The sequence below is a fragment of the Collinsella sp. LCP19S3_D3 genome, from assembly GCF_052121455.1.
GTDB lineage: Bacteria > Actinomycetota > Coriobacteriia > Coriobacteriales > Coriobacteriaceae > Collinsella.
Window position 1 is genome coordinate 79200 of record NZ_JBQKEF010000009.1, and the last position, 14413, is coordinate 93612.

The 14413-nt window shown below is 57.2% G+C and carries 11 protein-coding genes; 9 read left to right on the forward strand and 2 right to left on the reverse strand.

The genetic code is table 11. The features are described 5' to 3' along the window. Nucleotide 1 precedes the first annotated feature (1 nt). Complete coding sequence (sufC, locus tag ACTQXM_RS05290; protein WP_441537173.1) at nucleotides 2-802, reverse strand: Fe-S cluster assembly ATPase SufC; 801 nt, start codon at nucleotides 800-802, stop codon at nucleotides 2-4. Between the two features lie 223 nt (nucleotides 803-1025). Between sufC and ACTQXM_RS05295 the strand changes: the two genes are divergently transcribed. From ACTQXM_RS05295 to ACTQXM_RS05305, 3 genes are all read left to right on the forward strand, one after another. Then, on the forward strand, nucleotides 1026-1457 hold the full coding sequence (locus ACTQXM_RS05295; RefSeq protein ID WP_154518293.1) for an RrF2 family transcriptional regulator: 432 nt from the start codon (nucleotides 1026-1028) through the stop codon (nucleotides 1455-1457). Nucleotides 1458-1595: 138 nt separating this feature from the next. Further along, complete coding sequence (locus tag ACTQXM_RS05300) at nucleotides 1596-3245, forward strand: hypothetical protein (protein WP_441537174.1); 1650 nt, start codon at nucleotides 1596-1598, stop codon at nucleotides 3243-3245. Nucleotides 3246-3447: 202 nt separating this feature from the next. After that, entirely contained in the window at nucleotides 3448-5244 is a 1797-nt protein-coding gene (locus tag ACTQXM_RS05305) for an AAA family ATPase (protein WP_441537175.1), read from the forward strand. Between the two features lie 11 nt (nucleotides 5245-5255). Here ACTQXM_RS05305 and ACTQXM_RS05310 read toward each other — a convergent pair whose 3' ends face one another. Next, nucleotides 5256-6275: a glycosyltransferase gene (locus tag ACTQXM_RS05310; RefSeq protein ID WP_441537176.1), complete on the reverse strand. Its 1020-nt coding sequence runs from the start codon at nucleotides 6273-6275 to the stop codon at nucleotides 5256-5258. Nucleotides 6276-6530: 255 nt separating this feature from the next. Between ACTQXM_RS05310 and ACTQXM_RS05315 the strand changes: the two genes are divergently transcribed. From ACTQXM_RS05315 to ACTQXM_RS05340, 6 genes are all read left to right on the forward strand, one after another. Next, the gene (locus ACTQXM_RS05315; protein ID WP_441537177.1) at nucleotides 6531-7634 is read left to right on the forward strand and encodes a glycosyltransferase; all 1104 of its coding nucleotides are present in this window, start codon (nucleotides 6531-6533) and stop codon (nucleotides 7632-7634) included. A gap of 6 nt (nucleotides 7635-7640) precedes the next feature. Next, on the forward strand, nucleotides 7641-8681 hold the full coding sequence (locus ACTQXM_RS05320) for a glycosyltransferase family 2 protein (protein WP_441537178.1): 1041 nt from the start codon (nucleotides 7641-7643) through the stop codon (nucleotides 8679-8681). 74 nt (nucleotides 8682-8755) lie between these two features. Further along, entirely contained in the window at nucleotides 8756-9874 is a 1119-nt protein-coding gene (locus tag ACTQXM_RS05325) for a glycosyltransferase family 2 protein (protein WP_441537179.1), read from the forward strand. A 12-nt stretch (nucleotides 9875-9886) separates the two neighbouring features. After that, the gene (locus ACTQXM_RS05330; RefSeq protein ID WP_441537180.1) at nucleotides 9887-10954 is read left to right on the forward strand and encodes a glycosyltransferase family 2 protein; all 1068 of its coding nucleotides are present in this window, start codon (nucleotides 9887-9889) and stop codon (nucleotides 10952-10954) included. After that, nucleotides 10955-13441 carry a glycosyltransferase gene (locus ACTQXM_RS05335; RefSeq protein ID WP_441537181.1) on the forward strand — a complete coding sequence of 829 codons (2487 nt, stop codon included), beginning with the start codon at nucleotides 10955-10957 and terminating at the stop codon, nucleotides 13439-13441. Between the two features lie 193 nt (nucleotides 13442-13634). Next, nucleotides 13635-14201 carry a hypothetical protein gene (locus tag ACTQXM_RS05340; RefSeq protein ID WP_441537182.1) on the forward strand — a complete coding sequence of 189 codons (567 nt, stop codon included), beginning with the start codon at nucleotides 13635-13637 and terminating at the stop codon, nucleotides 14199-14201. The last annotated feature ends 212 nt before the right edge of the window (nucleotides 14202-14413 follow it).

Consider the following 14413-nt stretch of genomic DNA (forward strand, 5'->3'; position numbering starts at 1 on the left):
TTTACGCCTGCTGCTCGGCAGCGGCTGCCTCGGCCTGGGCGCGCTGCTCGGCGGCCTCGCGCTCGAAGGTCTCAAAGCCGTTCTTGTCGATCCAGGGGATCAGCGGGGCGTCGTCCTCGCGCACGATGTGGCCCTTGACCATAACGTGGACGCGGTCGACATCCAGGTGCTCCAGGATGCGCGTGTTGTGCGTGATGATGAGCATGGAACCGTTGCAGCTCTTGCGGTAGGCGTCCATGCCGTGGCTGACGGTGGACAGGGCGTCGACGTCCAGGCCGGAGTCGGTCTCGTCCAGGATGGCGAGTTTGGGCTGCAGCAGCAGAAGCTGGAGCATCTCGACCTTCTTTTTCTCGCCGCCCGAGAAGCCTACGCCCAGCTCGCGGTTGAGGTAGGCGGTATCCATGTTGAGCTCGGCCGCGAGCTCCTTGACGCGACGGCGGAATTCCTTGCCCTTCATCTCCAGGCCGGGGCGGCCGGCGATGCTGGCGCGCAAAAAGCTCGACAGCGGCACGCCCGGGATCTCGACCGGAGCCTGGAAGCTCAGGAACAGGCCGGCGCGCGAACGCTTGTCAGCGGTGAGCTCGGTGATGTCCTGGCCGTCAAAGACGATGCGGCCGTTCTGCACGGTGTAGACGGGATCGCCCATGACCAGGTGGCCGAGGGTGGACTTGCCGGCGCCGTTGGGCCCCATCAGCACATGGGTCTCGCCGGCGGCGACGTTGAGGTTGACGTTGTGGAGGATGGTCTTCTCGTCCACGGAGGCGGTCAGACCTTCGATGGAAAGCAGCGGATTTGCGCTCATGCTGTCCCTCTCTGTTTATGGTGTACTCATAGGTGTACTAAACCCTAGGAATCTTCTCGGAATAAAGTTACTATGGGTTCGGCGTTAGTCAAGGGAAAACCCGACTAATCCACTCGACTTTTCAGATGTGGGACATAATAGTCGGGATCGTCTGTCCCACACGCTTGGCACCTGGGGCAAACTCTGCTGATGATTTTTTCTCAAGCGCACCGGGAGGGTAGGTATGCTCATTTCTTCTAAGGGCCGCTATGCCCTCCGTTTGATGATTTATATCGCGGCGCTCGGTGACGCCGAGGGCAAAATCGCCCTGCGCGAGATTGCCGACCGTGAGCATATTTCGCAAAAGTATTTGGAGCAGCTGGTCCGTCCGCTTATGAAGGCGGGCCTGCTCAAGAGTGTGCGCGGTAAAGGCGGCGGCTACATGATGGCCGTGGACCCGGCCGAGGTGCGAGCCGGCGATATATTGCGTGCTGTCGAGGGCAGCACGGCGCCCGTCGCATGCGATGGCATCGATAACAACTGCACTCGCAGCGATCTGTGCTCTACTGTGAAGTTCTGGCGCGGTCTGGACGACGTGATTGAAAAGTACGTCGACGGCGTGACGTTAGCCGACTTGGCGGCCGTGCCCGAGATTAACTTCGATATCAAGCTGTAACTCGAGCGCAATTCCTCAAGATTTCGCGGAGGGCGTTACCGTTTGTCGAGTTGCTGTTGTACGACATCGGTCTTGCTGCGATACTTAAATCTATCTTTGCAAACTGCACTTTAACTACACCAATGCAAGGAGGATCTTATGCAGCCCAAGCATTCTGCGATTGTTGCCGGATTGACGCTGGCTCTTTCGTTTGGCGCCGTTGCCGCGCCCGCGCCCGCTGCTGCGGATGAGCCCACGCCGGGCGTTGCCTCGGATGCCACCGATATCGATAAGGGTCTTTATACCCAGCAGTCTTTCTCGGGCGTGCTGAGGTCGGTCCAAGGCGTCTCGTTTGTCAATGTGACCAGCGAGATGAAGTACTTTACCAAGTATGAGAGCCACGGCAACTATAACCAGGGCTTTTCGTACGGCGATGGTTACAACGCGCTCGGTTACTACCAGTTTGACCGACGCTGGTCGCTCGTCCCGTTTATGAAGCAGGTCTATAACTACAATCCTGCCAAGTACGGCATGCTTAAGTCTGCAATTGACCGCGGAGGCGATATCTCCAACGCAAGCAACCCCATGCATTCGAACGGTCAGCTGACGGAGCTGGGCCGCATTGCACAGGAGGCCTTCCAGGGCGCCTATAACGCCGATCCGGCTGAGTTCTCGGCGCTGCAAGATTCATATGCATACAACTCCTATTACGCGGTGACCGAGGCCTGGCTCAAGAGCGCGCTTGGTATTGATATCTCTGGCCGCGCCGATTGCGTCAAGGGTATGGTGTGGAGCATCACCAACATGTGCGGCACCTATGGCTGCCAGGACTTTTTCCGCTGGGCAAATCTTACAAACGATATGACCGACCGTGAATTTGTGACGGCGCTTTCCAGCAGCGTGGTCAATAACGTTGCCCGTAAGTACTCGAGCCAGCCGCAATATCACGAGGGCTGGAAGAACCGTTACAAGAACGAGCTTAAGGATTGCCTGGTCTATATTACCGAGGACGAGGCCGCGGCGACGCCGCCGGTCGAGCCTGAACCCGAGCCTGAGCCCAAGCCCGTGACTCCAGCGCCTAGCCAGGCGCCCGCCGCTCCCGTTGCTCCCTCTGGGCCTAGTGCCGATACCAATGGTGCTGACGAGGATACCGTCGATGCTCCTTCGAACGATGCCGGAGCAAGCGACGGAAATGGCGATGTCGCATCGGGCGGCAGCGCGGGGTCTGCCTCGCCTTCGAATTCCGCAGATGCTGCGGCAGGGTCTGGTTCTTCCGCCAGTGGATCGACTGCCGGTTCGAGCGACTCGTCGACGAATGACAAACCCTCTGCGAGCGAACAGCTTGGCTCCATGTTTGGCTCCTCGCTGATGTCTGGCATCAACAGCAGCTCGTCTTCCAAGAAGGATGGCTCCGACCAGGGCGCTACGGAAAAGACCGAGGATGCTAAGGGCGATTCGAAGGACGAGGGTTCTAAGGAGTCCGATTCCGACAGGGGCACGGAAGTCGACGGTGCGGAATCGAAGGATCCCCGCCTTGGTAAGGATGGCAAGCACGCGGACGACAATGGGTCCAAGGGCCTGGTTGATGATGGCGCCGACCAGAACCAGGGTAAGACCAAGGTTGTGACTTCCTCAGCCACGACGACTGAGTCCTCTAAGGGCAGCATGCCCAAGACGGGTGACTTGATTTTGATGGCGAGCCTTGCCAGCGCGAGCTTGGCCACATTGGGCGCTACGTCTATTGTGAGCGGTAAGCATAAACTTGATCAGCAAAACAAAGACGCTGCGGAGAAAGACGCCCAAAAGTAGGCTCTCAGCGAGCGTTTTGCCTTAGCGATTCAAATAGGGGCCCGGTGCTATCGCACCGGGCCCCTATTTGTTACGAATCGTTTTGTTATGCCCCCCTTATGGAGTCATTTCTACCGTTACCCGAATCATTTGTTGAACAATAAAATTGTTATCAAGATGGTCGCTAAAATGGCATCGTTATTCTAAAAGGGGAGATAAAACGGTGTCTGAACAGGCAATGTATGATATTGATAACACCTTTGACGTGAAGTTGCTCAATCCCGGCGGAAATGCCGTTCTGCCGATTGATATTCATGATTTTGCCGACGCCGCCGATCATTGTGTTTTAGTTGATAAGACCATGTTTATTGCCGATATCTTAGATTGCGAATCGACTGTGGCGCTCTGTTGTCGGCCTCATGGTTTTGGCAAGAGCATGAACCTCTCCATGCTCAAATGTTATCTGGAGCGTCCTGTGCCCGGCTCGTCGAGCGTGAATCTGTTCATCGGTAGCCAAATATGGGACGCAGAAGATGGCATCTATCGTGATGAGTATGCACGCTATCCGGTCATTGCTTTGGATTTTTCTACTTCCTCCTATCGAGGCGCCGATGCCGAGGCCGCCATGCGCGATGTCGTCGCTCGTGAGTGCGCTCGTCTGTTGCCGCTGCTGGACGTTCCCGATTTAGCGCGCGGCGACGTGCGCCATATCGAGCGCGTAGCGCGCGGTGTTGCCGGTTCTGATGAAATCGATTCGGCTCTTGGCGTGTTAATCGAGCTCCTCCGTATGGCATGTAATGAACAGGTTGTGCTGCTGGTTGATGGGTATGACGCGGCGTTTACGAATCATATGCAGGCGAAGGGCGCCTATGGCTCGTGCTTTGTCGAGTTGCTTGACCGCCTGCTCTTTGAGGGCATTGTCTCCTCGGTCGATTCTTTGCGGCTGGTTTGCTTGATGGGGGAGCGACCCGGCCCCGCACAGGCGGCATTTGCGCATCGCAACTGCCCGTATTGTTTAGCTTCGCCCTTGTCGAGCTGGTGCGATCGCCGCTTTGGTTTTTCGGATGCCGAAAACAGGGCGCTGCTAGATTACACTGGCCAGAGCGACAGACTGGCTTGCGCGCGCGAATGGTTCGAAGGCTACCGGTTTGGCGGGTTCTATTGTTCGAACCCGGCTCGTGTGGTTGAGTTCTTGGCTCGGGGCTGCCTGCCGCCAACGCGCTTTGATGTATGTTGCTATGCCGATTGTCTGAACGAGACTGTGGGCGCCTGGGATTTAAGATGGCTTGCGGCAATGTATGATTTGCTTGATCCGTATGGCTGTGTTGAGGCGCCGCTGTGCATAGACGCCGTGAAGCCTGATGCCGGGACATCGGAAGGTATTTGGACCGATTTGTATTTGAGTGGACTCCTGACGACAGATGCGACCGATCACCAGACGGACGGCAGTCTGCCCCGCGCCCTGCGCCTTCCCAATAACGAGCTCCGGCATGCGCTGCGTCTTGTGATTATCGAATGGTTCGAGTGCGCTGCCGAGAGTGCCGAGACTATCGATGATTTCCAAGAGGGTCTTTGCCGCGGAGACGAGCGTGCAGTTAGGCGAGCTTTGGACGCAATTATTAATGACTTGGGCGTCGATGGAGACGAGTCGGATTTGCTGCTGGCTTTTCGTTTGGCACTGCAGGGTCTTTGTTTTGGGTTGCCTGGGTATGCCGACCCCGTTACAAAACGAGCGCACGGTTCGGAGCTTGGGGGTTTCCAGGTGTTTCCGACCGCTAATGCCTTTGATGCGGCGGATACACTAGGCATATTGGATAGCCGCCCGCTGATCTCGGTCAGCATGCTGTACGACCCCGATGTCGATACGTTGGGCCTAGAGCTTCTTTCGGTACAGGCATTGCTCAATATCGAACGGAGTGGTCTCGACGACATTCGCGTGCCACGTCCTGCTGTGGGCCGCATGCGCTGGGGGTTTGGCTTTGATGGGCAACGAGTTGCCGTCGCGTGTCAGAAGTTATAGGAGGGCCGGCTTTACTCGGTTTCCTTCATGGGCGGCATGGGCGTCCAGTTGGGGTCGCGTACGATCTTGCGGGCATCCTTCATGCCACGGCGCAGCGCCGGAATGCCGGTCTTAAAGCACTTGTCGACGGCGGCAAGGCGGATGAACTCCTTGCAGAAGGTCGCCACATTGCCCAAACGGAACAAAATGGGGTGGTAATCACCGTAGATCTGCATGTAGCGGGCCAAATAGCCGCGGTTGCGCATGATGTAGTAGCGATTGGTGTCACTGGTGGAATTGAGCTGACGCTTACCGGCGATATCCCAGTTGGAGACGGCGCGGGCGCGCCTGAGCACCACATCGGCGACTACGACGGCAGGGAAGTGTTGGCTGGCGACATAGCCATAGCAGGCGTCATCGCCGTAGATAAAGAAACGAGCGTCGGGCAGGCCTATCTTGTCGACAACGCGGCGTGAGAACAGGCCTCCCTCAAAGCACAACTGGTTCATGGCGCGGTAGCCCTCGGGGCCCAGGTCCCACTTAGCGATGGGGTTGGGGATACCAAGCGAAAGGATGAGCTGGTACTGCCAAAAGAAGGCGCCGCCGTCAAAGTCCAGGCGCGAACCCTGGATGACGTCGTAGCGGTCGGTCCACTTGGCCAGGCGTTCGATGCCCTCCGGGATGACGAGCACGTCGTCGTCCATGACCCAAAACCACTGGGCGCCCAGATCGTAGGCGCACTTGGTTCCGGCGGAGAAGCCGCCCGCACCGCCGCCGTTTTCGAGCTGCGGGGCGTAGATGACGCGGTCGGTGCCGCCCTGCGCGTCGGGCTGATCGGCGTCGATGCCCCACAGGTTGGCGAGGCGCTCGTTGAATGCGGCACACATGGCTTCGGTCTCGCGCGAATTCTCGTTGTCGACGATCACGATGCGCCACGGCGCGGCCGTGAGCTCGGTCATAGAGTCGAACAGGTTGGTCAGAAGCTCCTGGCGTTTATAGGTGACGACGACGATGGCGAGCTTGTCGATGGGGGCGGGGAGGGTGGAAGTCATGGGGAAGATATCCTTTCACGCGCGGCGGGCGAGCGCTGCGCGGAAGCTATCGAATACGTCCGTTGGACGGCACCTATTGTAAAGGGTCGCTGCGCCATGTTGGCAAGGTTTGAATAAAACGCAGGAACCTGATATGTGCGCGACGAGCGGCGTGGGGCTGCTTTGCCCGTAAGAGGCTCCATAGATTATATAAACGACCGCGGGCGGGACGACCCTTTGATACCATTAACGGCAGGTATTTCCTAAGGAGCACATTTGTCTACTAATTCTTCTGGCAGTCCCGTCCTGTCGCTGCTTATTCCCATTTACAACGTTGAGCGCTACCTGCGCGAGTGCCTCGATTCCGCCGTGGCGCAGACGCTCAAGGATATTGAGATCATCTGCATTAACGACGGATCGACCGACAACTCGCCGGCGATAATCCGCGAGTATATGCAGCGCGATACGCGTGTGAAGATGATTGATAAGGCCAACAGTGGCTACGGCGACTCGATGAACCGCGGGCTCGATATGGCGCGCGGCAAGTACGTGGGCATTCTAGAGTCCGATGACTTTATGACGCCCGATGCGCTGGAGAAACTTGTGACAGCGGCCGAACGCTTTGACGCCGACTTTGCGAAGGCAAATTTTGATTTCTACTGGTCTAAGCCCGAGGAGCGCCGTTCGCTGCACGAGATGTTTAAGCCCAAGGACTGCGGCAAGCCGGTACACCCGAGCGACACGACGCGGTTCTTTAAGCAGAAGCCGTCGATTTGGTCGGCCGCGTACCGCCGCGATTTTCTTGAGCTCAACGGCATCAAGTTCCTGCCGACTCCGGGGGCATCCTTTCAGGACACGTCGTTTGCCTTTAAGGTGATCGCGTGCGCCGACAAGGCTGTTTACCTGCATGATGCCGTGCTGTCGTATCGCCAGGACAACGAGAATTCCTCGGTTAATTCTTCAGCCAAGGTCTTTTGCGTCAATACCGAGTATGCCGAGATCGAGCGTTGGATCCGAGAGGATTATGCTCGCGACCACGCAAGTGATGACGTCGCCCGCATGCTCAAGTTCAATCAGCTCATTAAGTACGATTCGTACATGTGGAACTACGTGCGCCTGGCGCCCAAATTCTATAAGGAGTTCCTGGTTCAGATGGCCAAGGAATTTCAGGCGGCCTTGGACGCGGGGGATTTTTCGCTTGACGATCTCAAGCCGTGGAAGCGCGCGAATCTTGCTGCCATCCTCAAAGATCCTGAGGGCTGGGTTGACGAGCATCCGAGTTTTGCGACGGATGGTGCCTTGGGGCGTGCCAAGTACTACGCATCGGTCGGAGGCCCAGGCGTGGTCGCCGCCTTCCTCATCGAATCGCTGAGGGGGTAGGTCGACATGGGAGGGGCTTCGATTCCCAAAGCGACTATTGTCGTTCCCGTATACAACTCGGCGCGCTCGATTCGGCGATGCCTCGACTCGCTGTTGGCACAGTCCGAGCGCTCGATTCAGGTTGTCTGCGTCAACGACGGTTCGACTGATGATTCGTTGAACGTTTTGCGCCAGATTGCGCAGGCCGACGACCGCGTGCTTGTGATTGACCAGGAAAACGCGGGCGTCTCGTGCGCTCGTAATGCCGGTATCGATGCCGCCGAGGGCGAGGTCATCTTCTTTGTGGACGCCGACGATTACATCGACGCCCAAACGGTGGAGCGCGTGCTGCAGGCCATGGAGTCGTCGGATGCCGAGGTCGCCGTATTCGGTGGTGTCTGCGAGCCGTCCGACGCCGCACCCAAACGCGTCCAGCAACTCATGGGTCCCAAAGCTAGTACCTTCGGCGCTCGTGATCCCCAGCTGCTGTTCCATGCGAATGCGCAGCCGTATGCGTGCCGTGCGGCTTTTTCGCGCGAGCTGCTCAATCGCGAAGGCATTCGCTTTGCTCCCGGCTTGGCCTTGGGCGAGGACGTCGTCTTCCAATTTGCGGCCTATGCGCTTGCCCGCAAGACCGTTGTCATGCCGGACAGGTTCTACCACTACGTGATGGAGAGCGAATCGGCGACGCACGAGTTCAACAGCGCCGAGGCTCGTGCCAAAAAGCTTGACGCCCACATGCGGATGCTCGAGGAGGTCTTGGAGGACTGGGCGGCCTACGGTCTTTTGGACTTGTGCCCCGGCGAGCTGATAACTTGGTTTTTGGACCTCATTGTGTTCGACCTGGCACGCTTGGATGCCGATGACTTCCATCGCGTGGCGGCTCGCGTCAACATGGACCTCACGACGTTTTTGGGAACGGAGTGGGCGGATATGCCTGCTAAGGACGCCGTTTGCCGTGTTGCCCACAAGCTCGTTGCGACGACCTCGGGCGTTTCGATGGCAGATGCCACGCTGTTCTATCTTTCGACCCGCGGTCTTAAGGCCTGCCTGGAACGCTTTATCTAATTCTGGGCGCTGCCGCCCGCCGCAACTCGGCTGCTAAAATAACCCTGTTACACGCTATTCAACAGGAGGTTCTCTTGCAGAACTCTGATACCCCTAAAGTTTCGCTGCTTGTTCCCATCTGCAACGTTGAGCGCTACCTGCGCGAGTGCCTCGATTCAGCCATTGCGCAGACGCTCAAGGACATCGAGATTATTTGCATCAACGACGGTTCTACCGATAGTTCGCCAGATATCATCCGCGAGTACATGGAGCGCGACCCCCGTGTAAAGATGATCGATAAAGCCAACAGCGGCTACGGAGACTCGATGAACCGCGGCCTGGACATGGCGCGTGGCGAGTACGTGGGCATTTTGGAGTCCGACGACTTTATGTTTGAGGATTCGCTCCAAAAGCTGGTCGCCAAGGCCGATGCTGAGCATGCCGATGTCGTTAAGGGCGACTTTTACTTGTACTGGTCTGCGCCCAGCGAGCGCCGTGAGCTGTTTGGGATCATCGACGAGTATATGACGGGCGCCGCGTATCGCCCCGCCGATCGTCCGGGTATCTTCTACCGCAAGCCTTCCATTTGGTCTGCTATCTATCGACGCGAGTTCCTCAACGACAATCAGATTCGGTTTCTTCCCACGCCGGGCGCCTCGTATCAGGACGCAGGCTTTAACTTTAAGGTTTGGGCATGCTCCGAGCGTGCTGCGTTTATTGCGGATCCCATTTTGTGCTATCGCCAGGATAACGAGAAGAGTTCTGTTAACTCGCCTAACAAGGTATTTTGCGTGTGCGACGAATATGCCGAGATGCAACGTTTTTTGGACGAGCGTCCCGAGCTTAAGGCTCGGCTCCAGGGTATTTTAATGCGCATGAAGGTCGATACGTACCGTTGGAATGATGAGCGCCTGGTCGATGAGTTGCGCGAGCAGTTTTGGGAGAAGGCGTCTCCGGAGCTCAAGGCCGATTGGGATGCCGGTCGCTTTGACCTGTCGCTCTTCGATCCGCGCGGCGAGACCGATTTGCGACTGATGATCAAGTCGCCCCGTGCTTATATCGATTCGCGCTTTGATTTTAAGAAGCCGGGCAAGCTCAATACGTTTAAGCATTATTTTAAGATTGGCGGTCTGCCGCTGGTTTGGCGTGTACTGACGTATCAGCGTACCTACGGTGATAACCCGCATCCCGATGACGTGCCGACGGCACAGTAGGAGCGCGTGATTATGGTTACCCCTAAGATTTCCGTTGTCGTTCCCATCTACAAGGTGGAGGATTGTCTGGCATGGTGCCTGGACTCCCTGCTCGCGCAGGATATGCCCGATTGGGAAGGTGTGCTGGTTAACGATGGCTCGCCGGATGGGTCGCGCGATATCGCCGCTGTCTATTGCGAAAAGGATACGCGCTTTACGCTGGTTGATAAACCCAACGGTGGTTTGTCGAGCGCCCGAAATGCGGGTATCGCTGCGTCCACGGCGCCTATCGTCGCGTTCTTAGATTCTGACGACCGCTTTACGCCCAATGCATGCCGTGTAATCGTCGATGCCTTTGAGCGTGAGGATTGCGACGTTTTGACCTTTGGCGCAAACCCGTATCCGTTGGAGGCGGGGTATCCGTGGCTTAACTATGTACTGAGTCCACGCGACGTGTCGTTTGTGGGCTATAGCTCCGACCTGCTGTTTAAGGAAGCGTCTCGCCCCTTTGCATGGCGCACCGCTTGCAAGCGCGCTTTTTTGCTGGGCAACGGGATCGTGTTCGACGAAACCGTTAAGTATGGCGAGGATCAGGTCTTTGATTTTGCCGTGTACGGTCGCTCGCGCAAGACCGCGCTTATTTCGAACAAGCTGTACGATTATCGCGTGGCACGCAAAGGCTCGCTCATGGACACCATGCGCTATGACGACGAGACACGTCTGCTGGAGCACGTGAAGATTTACTCCGCGGTGCTGGCTGACTGGCAACGCGACGGTCTCGATGCCCAGCATGCCGATGACCTGGCGTACTTTCTATGCGATCTGGTGCTGTACGATGCGCTCAGGCTGTTGGGTACGGACTGCGGCAAGGTGTTTGCTGCCGTTGCCACGGCGCTTGCCGGTTCCGCCGTGGGCAGCGATGCTGCGCTCGCACAATGCGCTCCTTCTGTTGCTGCTATGGTGCGTGCGGCGCTTACCAGCAAGGCCCCCAATGCCCGTGAGTGCAAAAAGCTCATGTTCGATTACGACGTCTTGAGGTTTGGGCGCCTAGGCGCGTGCAAGCGCATGGCTGCGAACGCTCTGGGAAAGCGAGAAGTGTAGATGAGTATCAAGCGTTTGGCGCTTTGCCGCAGTCAGGGTCGTCTATTTGTCCTGCTTCGTTTTGCCGGTCAGGATGTCGCGGGGATTATTGAGCAGGAGGGTTCCCAGGCCTTTGCTCACGCGACGACCAATGGCGCTTGCGTGCCGTCTTTGACACTGCCGGTCGATCATGGCCGCGTGCTTGCGCTTTGCCCCTCCGTTGCCGATTATGAGCGCGAGCTCCTCGTCTTGGTGCTTCCGTTTATGGATGGCTCTACAATTGATGTCTCATTTGCGCCCGGCGGCAAAAGGCTGGGCTCCATTCGCCTTGATAGTTGTATTGCCAAGCTGGAATCTAAGATTAACTACAAAGCAAAGTCTGCGATGTGCGCGCTCGTTCGCGATGCGCAGCGTGGCGAGTGCTGCGGTCGCTACGAGATTGATGCCGTTCGTTATTTACCGGCAGATGAGGGCGCCGTCTGGCGCTATGAGGTAAAGTGGGCGGGAGACCCCCAGTGCGCTCCTGAGCTCCAGATTTTCGATACGCACATTAATGCGATTGATGCCACCGTGCATGTGTTTGAGTCGCAGGTCGATGTTCTCCAGCAAAACGGTTGTCGCGTCAATAAAACGTATCTGAGCGTGGAGATGCCCGAGGATATACGAGATTTTGTCGCGATTGCGGTTGATCTCACGGGCCTAATCCAGAGCGGATTTTGCGCCATGGATGGTCGTCTGTACAACGGCATGGTCGACGATAGCTGGAACCGCATGAAGGACGCGCGTGCAGACGACGCAGCTTATCGACGTTGGTTTGAGCAGCATCGCGCGAAGCCGGGCGACCTGGCGTGCCAGCGCGTTGTCGCGGCGGCATTCGCCTACCGACCGCTCGTGAGCATTGTGGTGCCGTGCTACAAGACCGATCGGGTTTACCTGAGTGAGCTGCTGGACTCTGTGCTATCCCAGAGCTATGGCAACTGGGAATTGCTGCTTATGGACGCCTCGCCCGAATGGGATGCGGTGGCCAAGCTTGCGGCCGACGCCAATGACGAGCGGGTTCATCGTATTGAGCTGCCTGGCAACGGCGGCATTGTGCTCAACACTAACGCCGGCATTCAACAAGCGTCGGGCGACTACATCGCGTTCTTGGACCATGACGACATTCTGGAGCCGGATGCGTTGTTCCACTATGTTGCCGCGCTGAACAAGGCTGCCGAGGGGGAGCGTCCGCAGGTCCTGTTTTGTGACGAGGACATGTTTCAGAAAACGGGGGAGTGGGGTCAGCCGGTCTTTAAGACGCGGCTCAACGTCGACCTGCTCTATAGCCATAACTGCGTGACGCATTTTCTGATGGTGGAGAAGGCGCTTATCGATCGCATTGGCATGTCGCCGGAAGACGTCGCGGGCGCCCAGGATTATGATCTGACGCTTCGCAGTCTCGCGGCGGGCGCGCGCTTTGAGCATATTGCTCATGTGTTGTATCACTGGCGCGTGCACCCCGGTTCTACCGCCGATGGTTCTGCAGATAGCAAGCCGTATGCCATCGAGGCCGGACGCCTTGCGCTGCAGCGTCACTTTGACGCGCTGGGCATTCACGGAACAGTCCAGGAGACCGAGACGCCGTTTGTCTATCGCATGCGCTATGCGCTACCAGAGCCTGCGCCGCTGGTGAGTATTGTGATTCCCACCAAGGACCACGTTGAGACGCTCGACGCCTGTGTGATGTCGATCGCCCAGAAGGCCACGTATGCCAACTACGAGATCGTCTTGGTGGAGAACAACAGCGAAGCCCCGGAGACGTTTGCGTATTACGAAACCCTGCCAGAGCGCGTGGCTGCAGCATCCGAAGGTAAAGGTAGCGCACGTGTTGTGTACTGGCCGGGCGAGTTCAATTACTCCCAGATCATCAACTTTGGCGTTGGGCATGCCAAGGGCGATTACCTGCTGCTGCTCAACAACGACACCGAGGTCATAAGCCCGGACTTTATCGAAGAGATGATGGGTTATCTGCAGCGTCCCGATGCGGGCGTGGTGGGCGCCAAGCTCTATTTTGCCGATCATCTGGTGCAGCACGCTGGCATTTTGGTTGGCGTGCGTGGCGCACTTGCCCATGCCAACCAGGACTTCTCGGCAAAGCGCGAGGGCTATCTTGCCCGTGCCGTGCGCCCGGGCAACTTTAGCGCTGTAACGGGAGCCTGCCAGATGGTGCGACGCGATGTATTTGAGCGGGTCGGCGGCTACAACGAGGAATTCGCCGTCGGCTTTAACGATGCAGATTTTTGCCTGCGCGTGTGGGAGGCGGGCTACCGCACCATCTTTACGCCTTATGCCGAGCTGTACCACTACGAGTTCACCTCGCGCGGCAGGGAGGAGGCCAACGAGGAAAAGCTGCGCCGCTGGAAGCGCGAGCAGGCCCTGTTCACGCAGCGCTGGCCTGAGTTCTTCTTGACGGGCGATCCGTGGTTGGGGCCGAATTTATCCGCTGAGAGCGAGTATTTCTCGTATTAAGGCAATGGTTTTTAGGAGGTCCTTAACTTTCTTTCGCTATGAGCTTGGAAGAAAGCAGGGTTGGACTACTTATTTAAGACAAATTACGAAAGGTCGATACTTTCGCGATAAGTTTATACACGCTTATATAACTCGATATTATCCGATATAAGTAGATATCGCACTTGCCTTTGCCGGCTTACCGGCCGGCGTTATGGATCTTATTAACGGCAAGGCGCTTACGTTCTTGCGTCGTGCCCTCCCCGAAGATCTGGCGCCTATCAACCAGGTGGAGGTAGCGCTCTCTATGGGCGATAGCTTTGTCGCGACTGGTTTGACCATAGAGGACGATCTTCTGTCGAGAGCCGCTAAGGCCACTAAGGGCTATGCCTATCTGGTGCAACTGGTCGGTTATTCCATTTGGCAGCGCGCCAACTTGCATCGTGCTAAAAGTGCCATTGTGAGCGAGCGCGACGTCACCGAAGGCATTGCGCTGGCAGAGGCTCGTTTTCACGATGTTGTTCACGGGCCCGCGATTTCTGGACTGGGGCTTAACGATATCAAATACCTTTTGGCGATGTGCGAGGATAAGCAACAGTCCAAATCAGCCGAGATTGCTAGGCGCATGGGAAAAAAGACCAATGAGATCAGCTCTATTAGGGCTAAGCTGCTACAAAGAGAGGTTATTCAGGCTCCGCAGAGGGGCTACGTGCAGTTTGCCGTGCCGGACCTAGATACCTATCTGCGAGAGAATGCCGCGGAGATTCTCGAGCGGTTCTAAATCAAGGCATGAATAGCCGCCGGTTAACTGTCTTTGTCGACTTGGCTCGATCGAGTCCCCCAATCTAGTAGACTTTAAACCGTTGCTAGATTAGGTGGATTTTCCATGAAACGCTCCATGAAACGAGTTTACGGGGCCGGCTGCGTGCTCGCGCTCGCGGCCGCCCTGGCCCCGTGCGGGCCCGCGGCCTACGCCGCACCCGCCGCCGCGGG